Origin of the sequence: Streptomyces sp. V4I2 (genome assembly GCF_030817655.1) — a bacterium.
Taxonomy (GTDB): Bacteria; Actinomycetota; Actinomycetes; order Streptomycetales; family Streptomycetaceae; genus Streptomyces; species Streptomyces plumbiresistens.
The window spans coordinates 10,379,812-10,403,078 of the sequence record NZ_JAUSZM010000003.1; the positions used below are offsets into that span (position 1 = coordinate 10,379,812).

26 protein-coding genes are annotated in these 23,267 nt (G+C 69.6%); 13 read left to right on the plus strand and 13 right to left on the minus strand.

All coding sequences use genetic code 11. The annotated features are described in order from the left end of the window. The first annotated feature begins 9 nt into the window (after window positions 1-9). The 7 genes from QFZ76_RS48615 to QFZ76_RS48645 all read left to right on the plus strand — a co-directional run bounded on the left by QFZ76_RS48615 (window position 10) and on the right by QFZ76_RS48645 (window position 6,431). A complete protein-coding gene (locus tag QFZ76_RS48615; protein WP_307679679.1) occupies window positions 10-1,140 on the plus strand; it encodes an FAD-dependent oxidoreductase in 1,131 nt (376 codons plus the stop codon). Further along, window positions 1,137-2,186, plus strand: coding sequence for an amidohydrolase family protein (locus tag QFZ76_RS48620; RefSeq protein WP_307679680.1), 1,050 nt, complete (start codon window positions 1,137-1,139; stop codon window positions 2,184-2,186). Before QFZ76_RS48615 ends, QFZ76_RS48620 begins: the two co-directional genes overlap by 4 nt. 37 nt (window positions 2,187-2,223) lie before the next feature. After that, window positions 2,224-3,162, plus strand: coding sequence for a VOC family protein (locus QFZ76_RS48625; protein ID WP_307679681.1), 939 nt, complete (start codon window positions 2,224-2,226; stop codon window positions 3,160-3,162). A 111-nt stretch (window positions 3,163-3,273) separates the two neighbouring features. After that, window positions 3,274-4,233 carry a fumarylacetoacetate hydrolase family protein gene (locus QFZ76_RS48630; RefSeq protein ID WP_307679682.1) on the plus strand — a complete coding sequence of 320 codons (960 nt, stop codon included), beginning with the start codon at window positions 3,274-3,276 and terminating at the stop codon, window positions 4,231-4,233. After that, on the plus strand, window positions 4,230-4,982 hold the full coding sequence (locus tag QFZ76_RS48635) for an SDR family NAD(P)-dependent oxidoreductase (protein WP_307679683.1): 753 nt from the start codon (window positions 4,230-4,232) through the stop codon (window positions 4,980-4,982). Before QFZ76_RS48630 ends, QFZ76_RS48635 begins: the two co-directional genes overlap by 4 nt. A gap of 43 nt (window positions 4,983-5,025) precedes the next feature. Next, on the plus strand, window positions 5,026-5,781 hold the full coding sequence (locus QFZ76_RS48640; protein ID WP_307679684.1) for a CoA transferase subunit A: 756 nt from the start codon (window positions 5,026-5,028) through the stop codon (window positions 5,779-5,781). After that, on the plus strand, window positions 5,781-6,431 hold the full coding sequence (locus QFZ76_RS48645) for a CoA transferase subunit B (RefSeq protein ID WP_307679685.1): 651 nt from the start codon (window positions 5,781-5,783) through the stop codon (window positions 6,429-6,431). The genes QFZ76_RS48640 and QFZ76_RS48645 overlap by 1 nt, the downstream gene beginning before the upstream one ends. A 442-nt stretch (window positions 6,432-6,873) precedes the next feature. Here QFZ76_RS48645 and QFZ76_RS48650 read toward each other — a convergent pair whose 3' ends face one another. After that, window positions 6,874-7,818: an alpha/beta fold hydrolase gene (locus tag QFZ76_RS48650; protein ID WP_307679686.1), complete on the minus strand. Its 945-nt coding sequence runs from the start codon at window positions 7,816-7,818 to the stop codon at window positions 6,874-6,876. A 162-nt stretch (window positions 7,819-7,980) separates the two neighbouring features. Between QFZ76_RS48650 and QFZ76_RS48655 the strand changes: the two genes are divergently transcribed. Then, window positions 7,981-8,352 (plus strand): MerR family transcriptional regulator, encoded by a 372-nt coding sequence (locus tag QFZ76_RS48655; protein WP_307679687.1) that lies wholly within the window; start codon window positions 7,981-7,983, stop codon window positions 8,350-8,352. Between the two features lie 312 nt (window positions 8,353-8,664). Here QFZ76_RS48655 and QFZ76_RS48660 read toward each other — a convergent pair whose 3' ends face one another. From QFZ76_RS48660 to tnpA, 5 genes are all read right to left on the minus strand, one after another. After that, window positions 8,665-8,790: a hypothetical protein gene (locus QFZ76_RS48660; RefSeq protein ID WP_307679688.1), complete on the minus strand. Its 126-nt coding sequence runs from the start codon at window positions 8,788-8,790 to the stop codon at window positions 8,665-8,667. Window positions 8,791-8,875: 85 nt separating this feature from the next. Continuing rightward, window positions 8,876-9,175 (minus strand): hypothetical protein, encoded by a 300-nt coding sequence (locus tag QFZ76_RS48665; RefSeq protein WP_307679689.1) that lies wholly within the window; start codon window positions 9,173-9,175, stop codon window positions 8,876-8,878. Window positions 9,176-9,925: 750 nt separating this feature from the next. Then, window positions 9,926-10,393, minus strand: coding sequence for an EamA family transporter (locus QFZ76_RS48670; protein WP_307680360.1), 468 nt, complete (start codon window positions 10,391-10,393; stop codon window positions 9,926-9,928). A gap of 56 nt (window positions 10,394-10,449) precedes the next feature. Next, window positions 10,450-12,105 (minus strand): IS1182 family transposase, encoded by a 1,656-nt coding sequence (locus QFZ76_RS48675; RefSeq protein ID WP_307679690.1) that lies wholly within the window; start codon window positions 12,103-12,105, stop codon window positions 10,450-10,452. A 165-nt stretch (window positions 12,106-12,270) separates the two neighbouring features. Then, on the minus strand, window positions 12,271-12,699 hold the full coding sequence (gene tnpA / locus QFZ76_RS48680; protein ID WP_307679691.1) for an IS200/IS605 family transposase: 429 nt from the start codon (window positions 12,697-12,699) through the stop codon (window positions 12,271-12,273). 52 nt (window positions 12,700-12,751) lie between these two features. On the opposite strand from tnpA, the gene QFZ76_RS48685 reads away from it, so the two are divergent. Beyond that, a complete protein-coding gene (locus tag QFZ76_RS48685) occupies window positions 12,752-13,966 on the plus strand; it encodes a transposase (RefSeq protein WP_307679692.1) in 1,215 nt (404 codons plus the stop codon). 32 nt (window positions 13,967-13,998) lie between these two features. On the opposite strand, the gene QFZ76_RS48690 is transcribed toward QFZ76_RS48685, so the two are convergent. Continuing rightward, entirely contained in the window at window positions 13,999-14,484 is a 486-nt protein-coding gene (locus QFZ76_RS48690; RefSeq protein WP_373464476.1) for an EamA family transporter, read from the minus strand. A gap of 218 nt (window positions 14,485-14,702) precedes the next feature. On the opposite strand from QFZ76_RS48690, the gene QFZ76_RS48695 reads away from it, so the two are divergent. Beyond that, a complete protein-coding gene (locus QFZ76_RS48695) occupies window positions 14,703-14,828 on the plus strand; it encodes a hypothetical protein (protein WP_307679693.1) in 126 nt (41 codons plus the stop codon). A gap of 300 nt (window positions 14,829-15,128) precedes the next feature. Here QFZ76_RS48695 and QFZ76_RS48700 read toward each other — a convergent pair whose 3' ends face one another. The 6 genes from QFZ76_RS48700 to QFZ76_RS48725 form a co-directional block, all read right to left on the minus strand. Next, window positions 15,129-16,187, minus strand: coding sequence for a low specificity L-threonine aldolase (locus QFZ76_RS48700; protein WP_307679694.1), 1,059 nt, complete (start codon window positions 16,185-16,187; stop codon window positions 15,129-15,131). Window positions 16,188-16,202: 15 nt separating this feature from the next. After that, window positions 16,203-16,778 carry a helix-turn-helix domain-containing protein gene (locus tag QFZ76_RS48705; protein WP_307679695.1) on the minus strand — a complete coding sequence of 192 codons (576 nt, stop codon included), beginning with the start codon at window positions 16,776-16,778 and terminating at the stop codon, window positions 16,203-16,205. Beyond that, window positions 16,775-17,482, minus strand: coding sequence for a metal-dependent hydrolase (locus QFZ76_RS48710; protein ID WP_307679696.1), 708 nt, complete (start codon window positions 17,480-17,482; stop codon window positions 16,775-16,777). Before QFZ76_RS48710 ends, QFZ76_RS48705 begins: the two co-directional genes overlap by 4 nt. A 167-nt stretch (window positions 17,483-17,649) precedes the next feature. Next, on the minus strand, window positions 17,650-17,778 hold the full coding sequence (locus tag QFZ76_RS48715) for a hypothetical protein (protein WP_307679697.1): 129 nt from the start codon (window positions 17,776-17,778) through the stop codon (window positions 17,650-17,652). A gap of 321 nt (window positions 17,779-18,099) precedes the next feature. Continuing rightward, complete coding sequence (locus QFZ76_RS48720; RefSeq protein WP_307679698.1) at window positions 18,100-19,218, minus strand: acyl-CoA desaturase; 1,119 nt, start codon at window positions 19,216-19,218, stop codon at window positions 18,100-18,102. A 7-nt stretch (window positions 19,219-19,225) separates the two neighbouring features. Continuing rightward, on the minus strand, window positions 19,226-20,281 hold the full coding sequence (locus tag QFZ76_RS48725) for a ferredoxin reductase (RefSeq protein WP_307679699.1): 1,056 nt from the start codon (window positions 20,279-20,281) through the stop codon (window positions 19,226-19,228). 87 nt (window positions 20,282-20,368) lie between these two features. Between QFZ76_RS48725 and QFZ76_RS48730 the strand changes: the two genes are divergently transcribed. From QFZ76_RS48730 to QFZ76_RS48740, 3 genes are all read left to right on the plus strand, one after another. Then, entirely contained in the window at window positions 20,369-21,508 is a 1,140-nt protein-coding gene (locus QFZ76_RS48730) for a CdaR family transcriptional regulator (RefSeq protein WP_307679700.1), read from the plus strand. Window positions 21,509-22,069: 561 nt separating this feature from the next. Beyond that, window positions 22,070-22,408 carry a co-chaperone YbbN gene (locus tag QFZ76_RS48735; protein ID WP_307679701.1) on the plus strand — a complete coding sequence of 113 codons (339 nt, stop codon included), beginning with the start codon at window positions 22,070-22,072 and terminating at the stop codon, window positions 22,406-22,408. Between the two features lie 455 nt (window positions 22,409-22,863). After that, window positions 22,864-23,253: a hypothetical protein gene (locus QFZ76_RS48740; protein WP_307530573.1), complete on the plus strand. Its 390-nt coding sequence runs from the start codon at window positions 22,864-22,866 to the stop codon at window positions 23,251-23,253. Window positions 23,254-23,267: the final 14 nt, after the last annotated feature.

The window sequence follows — 23,267 nt, forward strand, 5'->3', positions numbered from 1 at the left end:
GTTCCCCGCATGAAAAACCCCCGCACCGTCCTGGTCGTCGGCGGCGGATCGGCCGGCAACGCCGTCACCATCCTGCTCCGCCGGGCCGGACTGACCGTCGACCTCATCGAGGCCAGCGAGGACTGGAACGCCACCGCGGGTTCCGGCATCACCGTCCAGGGCAACGCCCTGCGGGTCCTGCGCGAACTGGGCGTGTGGGAGCAGGTGCGGGCCTCCGGGTTCGGCTTCGGATCGCTCGGCATCACCGGCCCCGACGGCACCGTCCTGCACGTCGTCGAGGACATCCGCACCGGCGGTGACGACCTGCCCGCCACCGTCGGCATGCAGCGCCCGCAGTTGCAGTGCATCCTCATCGACGCCGTCCGGGCGAGCGGCGCCTCGGTGCGCCTCGGCACCCGCGCCGAGAGCTTCGACCAGGACGCCGACGGCGTGCGGGTGCGTTTCACCGACGGCAGCGAAGGCCGCTACGACCTGGTGATCGCCGCGGACGGCATGGGATCGAGCACACGAGCCGCGATCGGCATCGCCGACCGTCCCGTGCCGACGGGTATGGCCATCTGGCGCATCGCCGCTCCCCGTCCCGAGGGCCTGGAGCGCACCGACCTCGCCTACGGCGGCCCCGCCTACATCGCCGGCTACTGCCCCACCAGCCGGGACACGATCTACGCCTACGCGGTCGAGGCCAACCGCGATCGCGCGTCCATACCCCCCGAGAGCTACGCCGACGAGATGCGTAGCCTCGTGCAGGCGTACGGCGGCCACTGGACCGAGATCGTCAAGCACATCGACGATCCGGCGAAGGTCAACTACACGTGGTACCACCGCCTGCTGGTGGAGGGCTCCTGGCACCGTGGACGGATCGTGCTGATCGGTGACGCGGCCCACAGCTGCCCGCCCACCCTGGCCCAGGGCGCCGCGATGTCCCTGGAGGACGCGCTGGTCCTCGCCGAGCTGCTCACCGGCACCGCCGACTGGGACGACCAGCTGTTCCAGACGTACTACGAGCGCCGTATCGCGCGGGTGCGCCCGGTGGTGGACGCCTCCATGCAGATCGGGCAGTGGCAGCTCGACGGGGTGCACGACGCCGATGTGCCCGGCCTGGTCAACCGCATGTCGACCATGCTCAGGGACCTGCCGTGACCTCCCACCCGCCAACCGGCCACCAGCCGACGACGAGCACTGACCCGTACCCCTGGCCAACGGTCGATGTGCACGCCCACGTCCTGCTGCCCGCGATCGAGGCGCTGGTGGACGGCTCGCCGGGCCTGGCCGAGGCGCGGGCGCTCGACGCCCGCCGCAACGGACCGGCCGCGCTCGCCGTCAACGGGCCCATGGTGCGCGAGCGGATCCCCCGGCTCACCGACGCCGGTGTGCGGCTGGCCGCGATGGATGCCCAGGGCGTGGGTGTGCAGCTGGTCAGCCCGTCCCCGTCGCACTACCACCACTGGACGGACGAGGCGACCGCCGACAAGGTGTGCCGACTGGCCAACGAGGGCACGGCGGCGCACTGCTCGGCCGCGCCGGACCGGTTGAAAGGGCTGGGCCTGGTCCCGCTGCACCATCCCGAGCTGGCCGTCCCGGCACTGGAACACGCCCTGGAACTTGGTCTGTTGGGCGTGGAGATCTCCAGCCACGCCCCGGGCCGCGAGCTGTCCGACCCGGCCTACGAGCCCTTCTGGCGGCGGGCCGAGGAAACCGGCGCGGTGCTCTTCCTGCACCCGTTCGGCTGCACCCTCGACGAGCGGCTCGACCGGTGGTACCTGTCCAACACCGTCGGCCAGCCCACCGAGAACGCCGTCGCGCTGTCCCACCTCATCTTCTCCGGGGTCCTGGACCGCCATCCGGGACTGAAACTGATCGCGGCGCACGGCGGCGGCTACCTCCCCACCCACATCGGCCGCGCCGACCACGCCTGGTCCGTCCGCGCCGACGCGGGCGCGGACTGCGCCCACCTGCCCAGCAGCTACCTCAAGCGGCTCCACTTCGACTCCCTCGTCCACGACCCCCACGTCCTGCGCGCGCTCATCGCCGCCGCGGGCGCGGACCGGGTCCTGCTCGGCTCCGACTTCCCCTTCGACATGGGCACCGAGGACCCCGTCGGGGCACTGCGCGCCGCCCACCTGCCCGAAGCCGACTTCCACGCCGTACGCGGGGGCAACGCGGCAGCGCTGCTGCGGCTCACCTGACCCCACGCTCACCTGCCCCCACAGGAGGAAACCCATCATGAGCGCACGCCTGCTGACCCACCTCCGTCATGTCGACCTCGCCGTACCCGACTACGACAAGCAGCTCGACTTCTATGCCGGTGTCTGGGGCCTGACCAAGGTCGCCGAGGACTCCGGCATCTCCTTCCTGGCCGCCGAGGGCAGCCCGGAGCAGTACGTCGTCCGGCTGCGCAAGGCCGAGGAGAAGCGCCTCGACCTCGTCTCCTACGGCGCCGCGAACCCGGCCGACGTGGACACCCTCGCCGAGCAACTCCTCGCGGGCGGTGTGCAGTTGATCTCCCAGCCGGGCAAGGTCGACACCCCCGGAGGCGGCTACGGCTTCCGCTTCTTCGACGTCGACGGCCGCACCATCGAGGTCTCGGCGGATGTCGAGGCCCGGCAGCACCGCAGGATCGAGGAGAAGGAGTCGATCCCGGTCAGGCTGTCCCACGTCGTCCTCAACTCCCCGGATCTGAACCGCACCCGGGAGTGGTACGAGCGCCACCTCGGCTTCCGCCTGACCGACACGCTCAGCTCGCCGCATATGGGCGAGGTCATGCACTTCATGCGGATCTCCAACCAGCACCACTCGATGGCCGTCGCGCAGGGCCCGCACGCCTCCGTGCACCACGTCTCCTTCGAGATGCGAGGCGTCGACGAGTACCTGCGCGGCACCGGACGCCTGCTGCGGGCCGGAGTCCACAAGGTCTGGGGCCCCGGCCGGCACACGGCGGGCGACAACACCTTCACCTACTTCCTCGACCCGCACGGCAACACCGTCGAGTACACGACCGAGCTGGAGGTCGTCGACGAGGACACCTGGCACCCGCACGTCTACGACTTCTCCCAGCCCGAGATCGCCGACCAGTGGGGCACGGCCAACCCGATGAACGAACTCGTCGCCAAAGAGTCGTTCAACGACGTCGACCCCGGCGTGTTCGTCGCGCCGCCGGTCTGACCCCCTTCGGTTCCGGGGGCGCGGCACGTCCTGTCCTGCCCTGACTGCCCGCCGCGCCCCCGGAACTTCCCGCCCCCGAGAACCCCGTAGCAACAGAGCCTGGAGCCGCACATGCGTTTCGCCGCGTACGAGCACCGACACCAGCGCCAGCTCGCCGTCGTCGGCGAGGACGGCCGCCTCCACCCGGTCCCCGGCGAGCGCACACTCACCGAACTGATCACAGCGGGCGCTCTGCCCGAGGCAGGGGTCACGGCCCTCGACGCTCCGGCCGGACCGCACGTCTCCCAGGTGCGACTGCTGCCGCCGCTGCGACCGGCCTCCGTACGGGACTTCGTCACCTTCGAGGAGCACGTCGAGGGCGTACGACGCTCGGTCGACGGGGCCAGTGGCGTGCCGGACGCCTGGTACGCGACGCCGACCTTCTACTTCACCAACCCCCACGCCGTGTTCGGGCCGCACGACGACATTCCCATGCCCCCGGGGTCCCAGGTCCTGGACTTCGAACTCGAAGTCGCCGCCGTCATCGGCCGCGAGGGCCGCGACCTCACTCCCGAGCAGGCACGTGAGCACATCGTCGGCTACACGATCTTCAACGACTGGTCCGCGCGCGACCTCCAGTCCGCCGAGATGAAGGTCGGCCTCGGCCCCTGCAAGGGCAAGGACACCGCCACCACCCTCGGCCCCTACCTGGTCACCGCCGACGAACTGGAGCCGCACCGGGACGCCGAGGGCTTTCTGCGGCTGGCCCTGACCGCCGAGGTCAACGGGCAGGTGGTCGGCGAGGACCTGCTGTCCAACATGAGCTGGACCTTCGAGGAGATGGTCGCCTACGCCTCCCGTGGCACCCGGGTCGTGCCGGGTGACGTCCTGGGCTCCGGCACCTGCGGGAACGGCGGCTGCCTCGCCGAGCTGTGGGGGCTGCGGGGCGAGCGGACTCCGCCGCCGCTGGGGCCCGGCGACACCGTCTCGCTCACCGTCGAGGGCATCGGCACGCTCACCAACACCGTCGTCCCCGGCGTCGATCCCGTGCCCCTGCCTACCGGCCGACGCCGCAGCCGGGAGCGGCCATGACGGACCTGTACCCCAAGAGGCTGCTCGGCAAGGTGGTCGTGGTCACCGGCGCGGCTCGCGGCCAGGGTGCCGCCGAGGCCGCAGCACTCACCCGCGAGGGCGCCCGCGTGATCGCCACCGATGTGACCGAGACACCCGGCTGCCGCCGTCTCGACGTGACCGACGAGCAGGACTGGGCCGATCTCGCCGCCGAGTTGGAAGCGGCGTACGGGCAGGTGCACGGCCTGGTCAACAACGCGGGCATCACCTGGCGGGCCCGGCTCGGCGACGTACGCCCCGAGGACTTCGACCGCGTCCACGCCGTCAACGTCACCGGCCCGCTGCTCGGCATCCAGCACCTCGCCCCGCTGATGCCGTCCGGCGCCTCGATCGTCAACGTCGGCTCCTCCGCCGCGCTCACCGCCCACTACCCGGTGGCGTACACCGTCAGCAAGTGGGGCCTGCGCGGGCTCTCCAAGACGGCCGCACTGGAACTCGGACCGCGCGGAATCCGCGTCAACACGATCCACCCCGGCTACATCGAGACCGAGATGACCGCCTCCGCCGCCCCCGCCTTCCGCGAGGCCAACATCCGCGAGACCCCGCTCGGCCGCACCGGCACCGTCGACGAGGTCGCCCCGCTGATCGTCTTCCTGCTGTCGGACGAGTCGTCGTTCATCACCGGCGCGGAGATCCCCGTCGACGGCGGCCTCACCGCGCACGGCGGAGCCAAGTCCGTCTCGGACGCCCTGCGACCTCAGACGCCATGACCGACACCCAGGGCCATGCCGCCACCAGAAAGGACCGTCGCAAGTGAACAAGGTCAGCACCGGCGCCGCGGAGGCGGTTGCCGACATTCCGGACGGCGCCTCGCTGGCCGTCGGGGGCTTCGGCCTCAGCGGCGTACCCGAAGTCCTCCTCCGGGCCCTGTACGCACACGGTGCGGACGGTCTGAAGGTCGTCTCCAACAACTGCGGAGTCGACGGCCGCGGTCTCGGCGTTCTCCTGGCCGCGGGCCGCATCGCCCGGGTGACCGGCTCCTACGTCGGCGAGAACAAGGAGTTCGCCCGCCAGTACCTGGCCGGCGAGCTGGAGGTGGAACTGGTCCCGCAGGGCACGCTCGCCGAGCGACTGCGCGCGGGCGGCGCGGGCATCCCCGCCTTCTACACCCCGGCCGGCGTCGGCACGCAGGTGGAACGGGGCGGACTGCCCTGGCGGTACACGGCCGAGGGCGCGGTCGAACTCGCCTCCCCACCGAAGGAGACCCGGGAGTTCGCGGGCCGCAGGCATGTCCTGGAGCACGGCATCACCACCGACTTCGCCCTCGTACGAGCCTGGCGCGGCGACCGGCAAGGCAACCTCGTCTTCCGTAAGTCCGCCGCCAACTTCAACCCGCTCGCCGCGATGGCCGGCCGCATCACCGTCGCCGAGGTGGAGGAGCTCGTGGAGCCGGGTGAGCTGCGTCCCGACGAGGTGCACCTGCCCGGCATCTTCGTCCAACGGGTCGTGGCCCTCACCGCTGAAGAGGCAGCCGACAAGCAGCTTGAGAAAAGGACGGTACGTACCTGATGGCCTGGACCCGCGACCAGATGGCCGCCCGAGCCGCCGCAGAACTCACCGACGGCTCCTACGTCAACCTCGGCATCGGCCTGCCGACCCTGATCCCCGGGCATCTGCCGGCCGCCGTTCATGTCGTGCTGCACTCCGAGAACGGCATCCTCGGCACCGGGCCCTATCCCACCGAGGACGAGGTCGACCCCGACCTGATCAATGCCGGCAAGGAGACCGTCACGGGGCTGCCCGGCGCCTGCTTCTTCGACTCCGCGCTGTCCTTCGGGATGATCCGCGGCGGCCACATCGACACCGCCGTCCTGGGCGCCATGCAGGTGTCGGCCGCGGGCGACCTGGCCAACTGGATGATTCCCGGAAAGATGGTCAAGGGCATGGGCGGCGCCATGGACCTCGTCCACGGTGCCCGGCGCGTCATCGTCCTGATGGACCACACCGCCAAGGACGGCACCCCCAAGATCGTCGCGGAGTGCAGCCTGCCGCTGACCGGCGAGCGGTGCGTCCACCGCATCATCACCGACCTCGGCGTCCTGGACGTCACGCCGACCGGCCTCGCACTCGTCGAGACCGCACCCGGGGTCACCGTCGAGGACATCCACGCCCGCACCGGCGCGCCGCTGCACACCGACGCCATCACGGCCGCCTGCTGATCCCCCCGTCCCTCCATCCCGCACGGAGCCCCGAGATGACCGTCTTTCTCACCGACGCCGACGTCCGAGCCGCCTTCGACTGGACCGACGCCATCGCGGCCCTGCGCAGCGCCTACACCCCACCGCCCGACGAATCCCGCTTCCCGGCCCGCACGATGGCTCGCGGAGACGGCCTGTGGCTGCGCACCCTCAGCGGTGTGCCCGGCGACGGCGGACCTATGGGGGCCAAACTGATCGCCGCCTCACCCGGCACCGGCGCGCCTCGTATCCGAGCAGTGACACGGCCCCCGCCAGGCGTTCGATCGAGGTGTCACCCACCGTCCGCCCGCGCGCCCGGCGAGGTTGTGGTCACGGTGCGCCCACCCACCGTGCCTGTGCCCACCTCGTTGCGGAGGCTTCCACGCCGCCTGTCTACACGGGCTCCAACTCGCTTCTCGCAGTCTCACTTCGATTCGATCCGCCCCATGGGGTCGGCGCTGTCCGACAGAGCCTTTTGCGCTGACGCCCAGCTGGTGTCCTCCATGCCGAGTGCGTGGCGAAGGTAGGCCCACGTGACCCGCTGGATCAGGGCGACGCGCTCGGGGCTTTCGTCCGTCGTCTCCTGGACTTCGTAGCCGACGATCCCGCCAAGGGAGTGTTCCGCCCCGAAGACAGTGAGCAGGCTCTTGTCACCCGGGCTCAGGAAGTACGGGTCGGCCATCCACTCCGGTCCCCTCACGGACAGCGGGGAGTCGTCCTTGTCCCCCACGATCACCAGGGCCGGCGTGGTCATGGCGGCGAAGCTCGGGTTCATGAACGGGAAGTGCTCGGCTGCGAACGGTGTCAGGTCAGCTCCGCCCCTTCCGGCCGTGGCGAGCAGCACACCTGCCTTGATCCGTGAGTCGGACAGGTCCTCTTCCTTCTGGCTCACGGGATCGAGGACGCGCAACCCCAGCAGATTGCCCGCCGTCTGACCGCCGAAGGAGTGTCCGGCGGCGGCGATGCGGCGCCGGTCGAGGCGACCGCTGAGACCGGGGACGGCGGCTTCCAGCAGATCAAGCTGGTCGAGGATGCGCTTCATGTCCTCGACGCGGAAACGCCAGATCCGCGGTGTGCGGGGATCGTCCTGGGGAAGGCCCACCGTCCTGGAGTCGAGATGCGTGGGCTGAATCACCACGAAGCCGTGAGCAGCCCAGTAGTCGGCCAGAGGGCCGTATCCGTTGAGCGACGAGCCGAAGCCGTGCGAGAGGACGACGACCGGCAGGTCGCGTCCGGTCGTCGGCGCGGAGACCCTCACCTCCAGGTCCTCGCCACGGCCCGGAGCTTCCAGCACTACCGGCTTCACCGAGACGACAGGGGTGGGAGCGATGATGGCCACGTCCGTGGCCGCCGTGTCTGATGCGGTCATGGGAAGATCTTCTTTCGCATGTGTGAGGGGGAAGCTGTCGAACAAGCTGGTCACGGCCTCTCCCCGCTGTGGCGGAGAGGGTGAGGCCTGCGCGGGATACGCTAAGAGCTGACGCTGACGTCAGAGGCAAGAAGTGTGGTCGGGGACACATCGGGAGACGCGATGCGTATCGGCGAGCTCGCCACCAGGGCAGGCGTCAGCGTTCGGGCGCTGCGGTACTACGAGGAACAGAACCTGCTCGCCTCGGAACGCAGCCCCAGCGGCCAGCGGCACTACCCGGACAGCGCGGTCGACCGTGTCCAGCTGATCCAGCAGTTGTACGCCGCTGGGCTGTCGAGCAAGTCGATCGCGGAATTGCTGCCGTGCGTCGTGAACGGTGAAGCCACGCCAGAGTTGCTCGACCGGCTTTCGGCCGAACGGGACCGTATCAACAGGCAGATCGGCGGTCTGGTGAGCGCCCGGGACAGGCTTGACAGCGTCATCACCACCGCCACCGCGAACTGGCACACAGGCCGACGCTGCCGACCCCAGTAGCCGGCAAGCCGGGCCCGCGGGCTCACGCACGGCCGGCTTCAACTACCGCATCGCCTGGACGGTCCTCGCCTTGGCCGGGTGCTGATCACCTCCCGCGCCGAGGGCACCGGCGAAACGAGCCGCCCCTTTTCGAGCGCCTGACGCCAAGCTCAGTTCCACGCGCCGACCTTGGCGGAAGACCAGCCGGTGACGTCCAAGGTCGGGATCGGGGCCGTAGACACGGCCGCTCCGCAGCTGCCCGTCGACGTTGATGGCGTCCAGGTTCCCGGCCGCCACCGACATTGGTACTCGTAGTTGCCGGCCTTCGCCGTCTCAGGCCGCGGCTGACGGGTTCGCTGATTCGGCGGCGCGGCGGTATTGGGCGTTGATGCGCTGGGCTTCTTCGAGCTGGTCCTCCATCTCGCGGCCTTTGGCGTCGTCACCGAAGGTGTCGGTCAAAAGCAGTCCCAGCCCGGGGTGCTGACGTGCTGGGGGCCCACGGAGGTCGAGCGGGAGTGGAGGTCCTTGTTCGGGTCCGGGGGCCTCACCAGGCCGGTGCGCAGGTCGACGATGCGGGGGTGCACAGGGCGTACGGATCGGCGTCCAGGAGGGAGGCGTCGAGCACGATGCCGGGTGCGGATCTGGCCTGCGCGAGCATGGCGTTGATGCCGGACGTCGAGAGGGAGCGGCGGCTGTGGCGTCGAAGGGCATGTGTCGGGAACCCCCCGCGGGGGTCGTGGTCGGCGATGCTCTCGGCGAGGTCACCCGCGGCCCACAGCGCGCTGTCGTCCTCGGCGAACTGCCAGCGGGTGTTGTCCCACCGATACCAGCCGATACCCGGCACGTGCCGGTAGACATCGGCGTACAGGCGGGCGAGGGGTTTCGCGTTGCCGCGGTCGGTGAGGGTGTCGGGCAGCCACCCGGCCGCGGTCGCCTCCCCGGCAGCCGAGCGCGGCTCTCGCGTGGGGCCGGCACCCGGGTGGTGCCCACCGCGCGCAGGTGTGCGGCGACGGCCTCGGGATCGACGTCATGGACAGTCTCGTCGCCCGGCGTGGTCACGGGCGGCCCCTCCGTGCAGAGAAATGGATTCATGTGTTCCGAACTCGCGTCGCCTCGGTCGCCGCAGGAGACAGGCGCCCGTCGAGTCGGCGTCCGGCGTTCCAGGACGCGGCGACTGCCGTGCGCGAGCCACTCACCTTCACGTCGGTGTTTCGCGTTGTCCGACGGGGGACCGGGTGTCGAGGCGGTGAGCAGTGCGACGTTGTCAACTTGTGTGGTCGCCGCTGGGTAGGGGTGTGTCGGTGCGTGGTGGCGGCCGCACTCTGCTCTGCGTTCAGGCTGTGGTGAGAGGTCCCGAGACGCCCGTGACCGTGACGTGGCTCCGGGCCGCGAAGCGGGTGGTCACCTCCGGTGCTCTCTCACCCTCACCGTAGGGAGATCAACACGCGCCATGCTTGTGGGGCAGCGCCATCCCAATGGAACATGCGGGCCATTGACGTGCGCCGGACGGTCACGGGGAAGGCCGGACTGCGGAGGAGGCCTGCCGTCCGGTGGGCAGGGCGGTGCCCATGACGGTGACTCACTCGGGCTTCGCCTACCGGGTGGACAGGCCGGTGCGGACGTCAGCGGTGGCCGGTTCGGCTGCGGGCACGGCTGGTCGTCCTGGATGGGGGTGTGGTCCTGGGTGGGGGTGTGCCGGCGACGTTTGTCCTGCTGCCGGTGGGGGCTTGTCAGGTGAGGTGACGGACGGTTCGCTCGGCGGCGTGGTGGATCGTGCGCGGGGCGCGGGCAGGCAGGCCGCGGCCAGTCCGGCCAGCATCAGCAGGCTGCCCAGGGCGGCGGTCGTGGTGAGGTGCTCGTGCAGGACGAAGACGCCGAGGAAGGACGCCGCGAGGGGTTCGGCGAGGCTGAGGGTGCCCACGGCCGCCGCGCTGGTGGAGGGGATGCCGGCGGAGAACAGCCAGTACGCCAGGGCGGTGGTGGCCAGTCCCAGCCAGGCGATGAGGCCCAGCGTGGCGGGTTGCCCGAGCGCGGCGGTGTCCGCGGCAATCCATCCCTTGATCTTCGCAGGGAATCCCGGCCTTCAGGACTCTGCTGGGAAAGGCGTGATTCGAGCTGTCAGGCCGCGAGCATGAGGGCTTCGAGGCGGGAGGTGCGGGTGCCGCCGAGTGGGGTGCCGGTCAGCCAGCGGTCGATGCGGATGATGTTGAGTGCGGTGGCAGCGAAGACGTGGCCGAGCCGGGCTGCGGGCAGGTTGCGGTAGCGGGTGCGGCGCAGGCCGGTGACACGCACGGCCTGGGAGATTGTGCCCTCGACGCCGGCCCGGACCTTGTAGCGGTCCTTCCACTCGTCGGTCTCCTGGGCCTGGCGGACGGCTTCGAGGGCCTCGTACCGCTCACGCGGCAGGAAGGTGATGCCCCTGCCCCGGCGGCCGGACGGGGGCTTGGTGCACGACGTCTGCTTCGGGCAGGGGCGGCAGTGCTCGGCGGAGAAGAACACCTTGAGGACCGTAGTGCCGTTGCGGTGGTGTTTCTGTTCCCACCACTCGAAACTTCGGTGCCCGCCTGGACAGATGGCGCTCTCGTTGTCCCAGTCGATGGTGAAGTCGGCGCGGGAGAAGCCCTGGTCCTCTCGGGACTGGCGGCTGCTGTCGTGCGGGGCCGGGCCGAGCAGTTCCATACCCTGCTCGGTCGCGGACAGGAACAGGGCAGCAGTCGTGTAACCGGCATCCACGACATGCACGTCCGGCAGCAACTCCCTTTCCGCAAGCGCCTGGTGGACCGGTTCGGTCATCTCCGTGTCGGCCACCACGGCATCGGTGGTGGCCACCTGCCTGATCACGTGCGGCGCATCCGGCTCACAGGTCTCCGTCAGATGCGCCTTGTAACCGGTCCAGCCCGAGCCACGCTTGATCCCGTAACGGGCACCGGTCTCATAGGGCGAGCACAACCGGTGATGAACCGGCGGGAGATTCTTGCCCTCCCGCCAGCGCACCCCCCTCTCGTCACGGTGGTACTGCTGGACCCAGGAGACCCGCAGGACCTGCACCGCCTCGATCTCGCGCAGCCAGCCCGGAGCCGCGGGGGCGTAGACCGCTTCCAGCAGCAAGAACCCGTCTCGTCCGACCTGCCCCAACCACTGTTCACGGACCCCTTCGCCCTTGGGGAAGCGGTAGTCGTCCACGCGCGGCCCGTAACGCTCGGCCCACTCGGCCGTGACCAGGCCGGACAGCCATGCCGGGGCCGCGACCGCCAGCGCCTCCAGTGCGGCCCGCAGCGTCTCGCCGACGAACTCCATCCTGTTCAGTGTCCGCACCGCCGCCAGCACATGCGTGGAATCGGTCCGCTGCCTACCACCGGCCTTCAGCAGACCCAGCCCGCGCAGACGTTCCAGCACCAGCTCCAGCGTCGTCTGTTCCAGCCCGTGCTCAATGAGACGGGAACGGAACAGGCTCAGCACGCAGGCATCGAACCCGGGATCATCCAGCTCCAGGCCGAGCAGAAACTTCCAGTCCATCCGGGCCCGCACCTGGTCAGCGGCCTGCCGATCAGTCAGCCCCTCCGCGTACTGCAACACCGATACCAAAGCCAACGCCCCCGGCGAGACAGCCGGACGTCCCCGGACGGCAAACGCCCCGGCGAACGCCTCGTCCTCAAACAACGGGCCCAACGCCTCCCGGATCCGCACCGCCATCGTCCCCTTCGGGAACGCTGCCCGCACCACCCGGGCCGTAAGCTCCGGCACCCCATGATCAGCCCGTGGTTCCAGCGACATCTCTCTCGGCCCTCCCGCCCCCGACCACAACAATCGTGGAGGACCAACGACCCAGCCCTGCTCGAATCACGCATTCCTCAGCAGAGTCCTTCAGGCCGGGCGGGAATGCGATCCTCGGCCCGGAGGCGCGAAGCGGCGGAGATCTCTGCGCCTGGGTGGTGACGGTCAGGCTGGGCGCTTCTGGTTCTCGATGTAGTCCTTGACGATGCTCAGGGGTGCGCCGCCGCAGGACGCGGCGAAGTAGGACGGGGACCAGAACACCGAGCCTGTCCCGATCCGGTTGATCCGGCCGGTGTACTCCGCCCGCAGGTATCGCGAACTGACGCCCTTGAGGGAGTTGACGAGCTTGGACAGGGCGATTTTCGGCGGGTAGTGCACGAGCAGGTGGACGTGATCGCCTTCGCCGTTGAACTCCCGCAGCTGGGCGCCGAAGCTCTCGCACACGTCGCGCATGATCTCCTCGCAGCGTGTCAGCATCTCGCCGTTGAAGACCTCACTCCGGTACTTCGTGACGAACACCAAATGTGCGTGGAGGTTGTAGACGACGTGGTTTCCCCGTCTGATATCGGGATCTGGTTCCCAGCGTGGTGACATGCGCCAAGTGTAGTAGGATCAAGCGGACTCGACCGGAGGGGGGTGGGCTGAGTTGATCCGTGCGTACAAGTTCCTCCTGCGGCCCACCGTCCGCCAGGAGCAGGCGCTCGGCGAGATGCTGCGGGACCACTGTTCCCTCTACAACGGTGCGTTGCAGGAACGCCGCGACGCCTGGCGCCACAGCTCGAAGACCACCGTCAAATACGGGATGCAGTCCGCGCAGCTCAAGGAGATCCGGACGTGCGACCCGGAGTGCCAGGGCCGCTGGTCTTTCTCCTCGCAGCAGGCCACCCTGCGCCGTCTCGACAAGGCGTTCGCCGCGTTCTTCCGCCGGGTCACGTCCGGTGAGGCGCCCGGCTACCCGCGCTTTCGCGGGGTGAACTGGTTCGACACGGTGGACTTCCCCAAGGACGGGGACGGCTGCCGGTGGGACTCCACCCCGCACGACCCCCTCACCCGCGTCCGCTTCCAGGGCGTCGGCCACGTCAGGGTCAACCAGCACCGCCCGGTGGCCGGCCGGGTCAAGACCGTGTCGGTCAAGCGCGAGGGCCGTAAGTGGTTCGTCGTGCTCACCGCCGGACAGGACCAGCCCGAACCGCTGCCCGCGACCGGCAGCGTGGTCGGGATCGACCTGGGCATCGCGAACTTCCTCGCCGACTCGGGCGGCGAGTTCGTGCCCAGCCCACGCCACGGCCGCCGTGCGGCCGAGAAGCTCCAGGCAGCGCAGCAGGCGCTGTCCCGGTTCCCGCGCCGCAAGGCCAAGGACCGCACCGCCAACCACCAGCGGGCCGTGGACAAGGTCGCCCAGCTCCACGGCAAGGTACGGCGTCAGCGCCTCGACCACGCCCACAAGATTGCCCTCGGCCTGGTCCGCGCGCACGATTTCATCGCGCACGAAGACCTCAAGATCCGCAACATGAGCAAGGCCCCCACGCCGAAACCCGACCCGGACCAGCCGGGCGCCTTCCTGCCCAACGGGGCAGCGGCGAAGGCCGGGCTCAACAAGTCGATCAACGATGCCGGTTGGGGGGTGTTCCTGACGATCCTGCACGCCAAGGCTGAAAGCGCCGGACGGGAAGTGATCGCCGTGGACCCCCGCAACACCTCCCGCACCTGCCCCGAATGCGGGCACACCGCCAAGGAGAACCGGCCCACACAGGAAAAGTTCCACTGCGTCGCATGCGGCCACACCGCCCACGCCGACACAGTGGCAGCCACCAACGTTCTACGGGCCGGGCTGGTCCGTCGCGACGCCAACCCAGCGTAACGAGAAGCCCCCGGCTTCAGCCGGGGGAGGAGTCACGGCACCAGCAAAACGGCGCCGAGCAGCAGCGAGAGGGCGGACACCGTCGGCAGGTGGACGCCTGGGTGGTCGGTGGCCAACTGCTTGGCGTACACGGTGTACAGGCCGTAGCAGACGCCCGAGGCCGTGGCGGCCGGCAGCCCGAGGGCGTCGACGCCGGTTCCGGTGGGCGCCATCAGCAGGGCGCAGCCGGTCACGGCGGCGGCGGTGCAGATCAGCCAGGTCCGCGTGAGGTGCTCGCCGCAGGCGAGCCGGGCGATCAGGCCGGTGGCGACGGGGGCGGTGCCCAGGGCGACGACGGTGGCCAGTGCGGCGCCGGTGCGGGCGGTCGAGTAGAGGAACGCCGCCTGGTAGACGCCGGTGGCGGCGGCGCAGATCAGCAGCGGGCGGGCCAGGCCGTGCCGCAGCGCGCGGAGGAGGCCGGGAACGTGGCGGCGAGCGGGGGCGGCCAGGATCACGCCGCCGAGAGCGGCCGGGCCCATGGAGGTGCCCGCCAGGGCCTGGGGTTATGTCTGGTTTCAGCGCATACGTGGTGGGCTCTACCTGTTCTCGGAGGGTTTCGTCGACGCCGCTGGCAGGCACGTGGTCGTCGTGGCGTGGTCGGAAATCCGGTCGGTCGAGGGCCAGAAGACGCAGTTCGCCATTGGCTCGCTTCCGGCGGGCAGCGCCTTCGCCTACGAGGTGGCGTTCCACGGCGCGGGTGACCGGCCGCGAAGCTGTGTGGAGGTTCAACACCACGTACAGCGGCGTACGTGAGCTCGCCGGACTGATCTCCCGGCGTTCCGGTGTCCCGGTGACCGGCCTCACCGACCCGTACCAGCTGTGAGTGGCATCGGGGAGGCCGTACTTGGCGATGACCTCGGTGGCCAGCTGGTTCTCGACCAGCACCGTGCACAACCGCTGCGCGGCGGCCCGTGGGGCGGCACTGAGCTTCCCGACCCGCCCACACCACTGAGTGTGCACGCTACGGGCCCGGCCGGGTCAAGTCCCGAAGCGGGCGACGCCGCTGGGAGAGAGGTCGGGACGGGCGCGGTACCCGCGCGCAGGGTGGCGCCAGCGCCCGGCACTGTCCCGGGCGACGTCGGCGCAGACTTCCACCACCAGGGCGCCTCCGCTCTGCCAAGCGTCAGATGGCGAGGCGGCGTACGGCCTCAAGGAGAGTGTCGACGTCGTGTTCGGTGGTGGAGAAGGAGGTGACGAAGCGGCAAACGCCCGGCTCCCAGCGGTCGTGGTAGAAGGTGAATCCCTCGGCCAGGAGCTGGTCGATGACCGTCTGGGGGAGGCGGCAGAAGAGAATGTTGGCCTCGACGGCGTGCAGGAGATCGGTGCCGGGAATGGCCTTGAGCCCGGTGCCCAGGCGTTCGGCCATCGTGTTGGCGTGGACGGCGTTGCGCAGCCACAGGCCGTCGGTGAGGTAGGCGTCCAGCTGGGCGGACTGGAAGCGCATCTTGGAGGTGAGCTGGCCGGCGCGCTTGGCCCTGAAGGACAGTTCCGGGGTCAGGGCACGGTCGAAGACGACGATGGCGTCGGCGGTCATGGCGCCGTTTTTGGTCGCTCCGAAGGAGAGGACGTCGATGCCGGCCTGCCAGGTCAGCTCGGCCGGGGTGCAGCCCAGGGCGGCGACCGCGTTGGCGAAGCGGGCTCCGTCCATGTGGACGCGCAGACCCGAGTCCTTGGCGATGCGGGCCAGATCGCGGATCTCGTCAGGGGTGTAGAGGGCGCCGGTCTCGGTGGCCTGGGTGATGCTGAGCACGGAGGGCTGCACGCTGTGCACGTCGCCGACTTTCCGCGTCGCGGCCGCGTGCAGCTGGGCGGGGTCGATCCGTGCGTCGTCGCCGGACAGGGAAACGAGCTTGGCCCCGCCTGTGGAGAACTCCGGTGCGCCGCATTCGTCGGTGTTGATGTGGCTGTCGCGGTGGCACAGCACGCTGCCCCAGGGCGGGGTGAGGGCGGCCAGGCTCAGGGCGTTGGCCGCGGACCCGGTGGAGACGGGCAGGACGTCGACGTCGCGTTCGAAGATCTCGGCGAAGCGGGCGCGAGCGCTGGCGGTGAACCGGTCGGCGCCGTAGGGCAGATCCTGGCCGGCGGCCGCGGCGGTGACGGCTTGGACGATCTCGGGCGAGGCGCCGGCGGTGTTGTCGCTGGTGAATATCCGCTGGGGCGCGGTGGGGGCGGCGATGCTCATGTTCGGGGATGTCTTTCAGCTGATGATGGGGGAGGCGATGACGACAGTGACATCGGCCGGCTCGGGGCCTGTGTGGTAGACGTGCGGGGCATCTCCCGCGAAGGCGAGCAGGTCTCCGGGGCGCAGGTCGGTGGGGGCGTCGGCAGGCCCGGCAGTGAGGTGACCGGAGGAGACGAGCAGGTGCTCGATGGTGCCGGTCGCGTGCGGCACGCCGTCCAGGTGTGTTCCGGGGGGCATGCGCAGCCGCCAGATCTCCAGGCTGTTGCCGCTGCTGATACGGCGCAGCAGTTCGCGTCCCACCTCGCCGTCGGCCAGATCGGTGCCGGGTACGAACACCGGCCCCGGGTCGGTGTCTCGGGCCAGGAGGTCGGTCAATGGGATGCGCAGGGCGATCGCGAGCGCGTCGAGGGTCTCGATCGTCGGGTTTCCCCGCCCGGCCTCCAGCTTCGACAGCGTCGCCTTGCCCAGGCCCGCCCTGCGGGCCAGCTCGGCGCTGCTCATGCCACGCTGCTCGCGGCGCTGGCGGATCTGAGCTCCGACCGCGATCGCAGTGCTGCTGGCGGGCCGGCGCTCTTCTGGCGGCGGCGTCATGAGCGCTCCCGGTGGCTGGCGCTGTAGGAAACGCGGATGCGGCCCTTCTTGACCTTCAGCGTCGGCAGCACGACGTCGGCGAGGTCGCCGAGGCTGCGCACGTGGGTTCCCCCGCACGGAGCCGAGTGCAGATGAGCAAGGTGAACGATGCGACGACCGTCGGCGTCGTTCTCCCAGGTCACGGGCAGGTCTTCGGCAATGGCCTTGGCGACCTCCGTCCGCAGGGCCTCAGTGGTCTCCTCCCGGCCCTCCGGGGTGTCCAGGCGAGCGTCGGGCGTCGGCGCGGTGAACTCGATCCGAGCCTGGCCGGGGAAGTGGTTGTTGGCGGCCAGCACCCAGCCCTGTGCCCGTCCGGCCGCCTCGATCAGGTGACCGGCGGTGTGCAGGGCGGCATGCGCGAGGCGCACTGAGAGGTCGATGCGGACCTCGACCGACTGCCCGACCGAAAAGACCGGCAGCGCCGTCTCGCCGCAGGCCACGGCCACGACCAGGCCGGAGTCGGGATCCCGCACGGGGGCGATCTCGTGACCGTCCACCCAACCGCGGTCGGCCGGCTGACCGCCGCCCTGGGGGTGGAACAGACAGTGCTCGACCGCCACCCACGGTGTGCCGTCGCGCTCCCCCATGGCAGCGACTCGGCTCTGGGCCTGCTCCTCGTGTGTATCCGCGTAGTAGGCGGGGACCTGCATGACACCCTCGCTCAAATTGACGAACTCTACGTTCACTATAACGAACGATGCATGCTGTATCCAGCCCGAGCCGAGGCTGGACCTCAAGGCCCGAGGACGGGTGGCGGGAGTGTGTGAGTGGCCGCTTATGCCGCGGGCGGACCAGGAACAGGCGCCTACGTGGGCTGATGGTGTGTGCTGGCTCAGCGGATGGGAGGCAGGGCCTTGTCAGGGTGGGCGGCGTGGACGTAACGCACGGCGGTTCCGGGGTGAATGCCGAACAGGTGCACCAGGTGGACCGGATCGGCGGTGTGCCGGGCTTCATCCAGCACCCGGTCCCTCCACATCTCGCGTGGTGTGATCCCCGTCTGGTCGAACGCGCGTCGCAGCGCACAGGGGCTGACGGGCGGGAGCGGGGAGTGGTTTCTGAGCGGGGAGAAGGCGCCCAGGCCTCGGCTTCGGGATGGTGGACGGATTCGACGTCAACGAGGTGATCGAAGCGGGATGAGCTGCACCCCGTTTCGTGGAGTCCCCGGGCTGCCCCGGATCCCGTGTCGTACGGTCTGACGTCGCGGTCGCCCACCGTCCGCAGCGGATCTCACCGAACCCGGCGGTGCCGCCGGTACCCGAAAGGTCTGAACCAATACCGGGAATCAGGCCGCGACGAGTTCCTGCTCGCGGTCCGGCGTCTTGACCTTGGGCATCTTGTTCGGCAGTGCGAGCCGGAAGACCTTGTGCCACGCGGAGAACACCTGCTTGGGCAGCGGCCCGGTGACGTACTCCAGCTCGTACTTCTCGAACAGGGCGCGCACCTTCACCGCGACCTCGGCGTACCGGTTGCTCGGCAGGTCCGGGAACAGGTGGTGCTCGATCTGGTGCGACAGGTTGCCGGTCATGAAGTGCATGGCCTTGCTGCCGCTGATGTTCGCCGAGCCCATCATCTGGCGCAGGTACCACTGGCCGCGCGTCTCGCCCTTGATCGACCGGCGCTCGAAGACCTGCACGCCCTCGGGGAAGTGCCCGCACATGATCACCGAGTGGGTCCAGAGGTTGCGGACCAGGTTCGCGGTGAACGTGGCGGCGAGCGTGGGGAGGAACGACGGGCCCGACAACAGCGGGTGGATCACGTAGTCCTTGAGCACCTGCTTGCGGATCTTGCGGCCCACGGCCTTGGCCCGCTCGCGGAACTCCGGGTTCTTGCGGCGGCGCTTGTTCAGGTTCTTGCCGAGCTCCAGGTCGTACGCTGCGATGCCGTACTCGAAGAAGCAGGCGTTGAGGAAGTTCCACAGCGGCTGGCCGAGGTGGAACGGGTGCCACCTCTGGTCCTCGTCGACGCGCATGATGCCGTAGCCGAGGTCGTTGTCCTTGCCGATCACGTTGGTGTACGTGTGGTGCAGCTCGTTGTGCGAGTGCTTCCACTGCTCGGACGGCGAGACGTGATCCCACTCCCAGGTGGTGGAGTGGATCTTCGGGTCGCGCATCCAGTCCCACTGGCCGTGCAGGATGTTGTGGCCGATCTCCATGTTGTCCATGATCTTCGCCACGGACAGACCGGCGGTGCCGATCAGCCACGCGGGCGGGAAGATCGAGAACAGCAGCACGCCCCTGCTGACCAGCTCGAGCTTGCGCTGCGCCGAGATGACCTTACGGATGTAGGCGGCGTCTTTCTCGCCGCGGCCGGCGATCACCTCGTCGCGGATCGCGTCCAGCTCGCGGCCCAGCTCCTCGATCTGCTCCGCGGTCAGGTGGGCGGTGGGGTCGATGGCGGTCAAGGTGCTCCTACCGTTCGATGTCGCAGGGGCCCGCCGCGGCGGACACGCAGGTCTGGATGAGGACGCCCGGCTCGGCCTCGGTGATCTCGCCGGTGCGCAGGTCGCGTACGGCGCCCGCCTTGAGCGGCGTGACGCAGCCGAAGCAGATGCCCATGCGGCACCCGGAGGGCATGAGCACGCCGGCCTCCTCGCCGATGTCCAGCAACGGCGTGGCGCCGTCCGCGTCGACGGTCTTGCCGGTGGTGCTGAACGTGACCTCGCCGCCGTCGCCGGCGACGACGATGCTGGGGCGGAAGCGTTCGGTGTGCAGGCGCTCCTGGACGCCGTGCTCGGTCCAGTGCTCTTCGGCGGCGTCGAGCAGGCCCGCGGGCCCGCAGGCCCAGGTCTCGCGCTCGGCCCAGTCGGGCACGAGTTCGCCGAGACGGGCGATGTCGAGCATGCCGTCTGTGTCGGTGAGCACCTCGGTGAGCCGCAGCTTCTTGTCCGCGACCAGGTCGCGCAGCTCGTTGCGGAAGATCACGTCGTGCGGCTGTGGCGCGCAGTGGACCATGACGACGTCGTCGAACTCGGTGTCGCGCAGCATGCCCATCACGGGCGTGATGCCGCTGCCGGCCGTCAGGTAGAGCACCTTGGCGGGCTTGGCCTGCGGCAGCACGAAGTCACCGGTCGGCTGGTCGAGCTGGATCAGCGTGCCCGGTTTCGCCCTGCGGACCAGGTGGTTGCTGACCTTGCCGTCCGGGATCGCCTTCACGGTGATCGTGACGCGGCCGTCCTGGCGGTTGGTCGGCGAGGTGAGGGAGTAGGCACGCCACAGGCGCACCCCGTCGACGTCGACCCCGATCCGCACGTACTGACCGGCTGTGTGGCCGCGCCAGCCCCGTCCCGGCCTGATCACGATGGTCGCGGCGTCACCCGTCTCGGGGTGCACGGCCTCGATGCGCCCACGCAGGTCAGCGCCCGCACGCAGTGGGCTGACCAGGTCGAGGTAGTCCGACGGCAGCAGCGGCGTCGTGACCATCTCCAGCAGTTTCCACGCCCTGCTGCGGAGGGCTGTACTCGTCATGACTCCAGCTTGCTGCGCCTCAAGGCGTAAAGTCCTGACCGCAGGACGTGAATCTGGCTGGCTGAATTGTTCGCAGGGAATAGAAACGTGAGCCATGCAATCCGGAGGGCCAGCGAACTGGCCCTGGACGAGACGACGGTCACCGCACTTCGGGCCGCGCTGAAGAGCACCGCCGACGAGGTCGTCCAGGCGATCATCGACGAGGTCCCTTCCTACGCCAACGCCCTTTCGGGCCGCATGGGCGGCACCATCCGCCGAGCCGTCCGCACCGCCCTGGGGCACTACCTGGACCTCGCGAGCGGGAACGCCTCAGGCGGCGACGCCGGTGACGCAGCCTACGAGCTGGGCCGCGGCGAGGTGCGCGACGGCCGTCCGATGGACGCCCTGCTCAGCGCTTACCGCGTCGGCGCCCGCGTGGCCTGGCGATGCCTGGCAGCGGGTGCCGTACCCGCAGGACTGCCCGCCGCCGAGGTCGCCAAGTTCGCCGAGCTGACCTTCGCCTACATCGACGAGCTCTCCGCCGCGAGCGCCGCGGGCCACGCCGACGAACTGGCCGCCCGGGGCAGGGACCAGGAGCGCCACCTGGAACACCTGGCCCGCGACCTCCTCGCCGGCGCGAGCCCGGACGTGCTGCTGGCCTCTGTTCAACGGGCCGGGTGGCAGCCTCCGGTTTCACTGACCGCGGTCCTGCTGCCCGCCGCCCAGGCCCGGCCTGCCTACCGCACGCTCGACCCGAGCACCCTCGTCCTCGACGATCTGCCGGATACCACCGGTGTGCTGCTCGTCCCCGATGCCGACCGATCACATCTCTTGCGGCAGCTAAGCGACCGCACCGCCGTGGTCGGCCCGGCCCGGCCATGGACTCGTGCGTCCGCCTCGTACGCACGAGCCGTACGCGCGCGCTCCCTCTCCTCTGATATTCGCGACACCGAGGACCACCTGCCCGAGCTGGTGCTGAGCGCCGACGTGGACGCGTTCGCAGACCTGCGTGCCCGAGCCCTCGCACCGTTGCGGACCTTGCCTGTCGCGACCGCACGGCGGCTGGAGGAGACGTTGCGGGCGTGGTTGCTGCACCAGGGCAGGCGGGACGAGGTGGCGGCGGCGTTGTTCGTCCATCCCCAGACAGTCCGGTACCGGATGTCGCAGCTTCGGGAGCTGTTTCCGGATCTCGCATCGCCACACCGGGTCCTCGAACTGACGCTGGCGGTCGGTCTTCGGGTCAGCTGACGCGTACTTCGACCGTCCACGACCGCGTCCGCGAGCGGTCCAGGAATCGTGGCTCGTTCTCGGTGCCATCAGCTGGCTCATGCGGCCCGGGGAAGAGCGGTACGAGCCAGCTGAGACCGGGGTTGATGTGAGACCAGACAAGGCCTCGGGAAGCCCGTCGGGGGCGCTGTCTCTGAGAAGCGCGGTGGCGGATACGGCTCGACTGGATCCGGTGGACGATGCGCACCGGCCCGCTCGTTGACGCGCTCATCGAGCATCTGGTCGGTGAGCTGGGCCGCTGTGCCCTGGAAAACAGCTTTCATGGCGTCGTGGAGGGCGCTGTCTGGCACGAGCTGACCCACGGGCGCGCGCGGCGGGCTGCAGCTGGGTGACCGGCGGGGAGGCCAGGCCGGGTAACCAGGGGCGGAGGGCCGAGCCGCTCGCGCCGGGGACCACCGTGGTTCTGCGACGGCCCCGTGCCTCCCATCCGACAGAACAGCCGGACGACCGACCGGGCCGGCCTGGCACACCGCGCGAGGGATGATAGGGATGGAATGACGGAACGTGAGATCAGGAGCTTCCATGGCGAAGCGGGTTCACCGACCCCGTGAGGACGCGGAGTTCAATTTCATCCTCAGGATGAGCGGAGTTCCGGTCCTCGCATACTTCACCGGGACATGGCCCAAAGCAATCGAGTCCTGCCGGGTGATGGACCTCGTCGTGGGTGGCATCGCCGACGACTACACGGGCCGCCTGACGGCCGTCCGCACCGACATCACGCGTTGTCCGGCCGCAACCGAGCGATACGGGATCACCGGAGCCCCGTCCTACGTCCTGCTGAAGGAGGGAGAGGCGGTGGCGCACGGCACGGGGCCTATGACCATCGCCGAGGTACGGAAGTTCCTGGACGGCCACCTCTGAGCGGCCGCTGCGGCACGGGGCCACGACGCCCGTCACGCCTCGTCCATGGGAGCTGCGCCGCCTGAGACACCTTGGGGCTGAGACACCCGTACAGGTCACATAACCCCGTCCAACGCCGTCGCATCCGGCAGCCGCCCATTCTCTGGGGTTCTGGGCTGTGGCGTTAGTGAGTGGTTCACGTTGGTCAGCTCAGCGCCATTGATCGGGAGTCTGGCCACTGCGACAGGTGTGGTGCTGGCGCCTGAAGGGGCTGTTGGGCGGCCATCTCGTTGACGAGGCTGTGGAGCCCGGGTGGCACTGCGGGGCCGTGCGCCGAGTACTGTCGCCGGGCGGTCCGCATCATGGCGAGGGTGACCAGTTCGGCCGCGAGGGTGTTCACGCCATAAGACGATCTTGGACACGCTCATTCTCGTCTCCGCAGGCACCCCTTGGACCACCCCACCCAGGAGGAACCAGTGTCATACCCGCAACCGCTCACACCCGAGGAGAAACTCGCCGACGCGAAGAAGCAGCTGAGCCTCCCGCGTATCGTCGTGATCTGCGGCTCCACCCGTTTCATGGCCGAGATGACCGAGGCTGATCTGCGGGAGACCAAAGCCGGAAAGATTGTCGTCAAGCCGGGTTGCGACATGAAGTCGCCGCACGAATTTTGGTCCGATCCTGTCGAGGCCGAGGCGCTGAAGGTTCGACTCGACGATCTACACCGAGCGAAGATCCGGCTCGCTGATGAGGTGCTCGTAGTCGGCGACTACATCGGAGACAGCACCCGAGCCGAAATCGCCTACGCCCGGTCGCTGGGCAAGCCCGTGCGGTTCACGCACCCCGAAGTCGACCCCGACGCCTGACCACCCACCCCCAC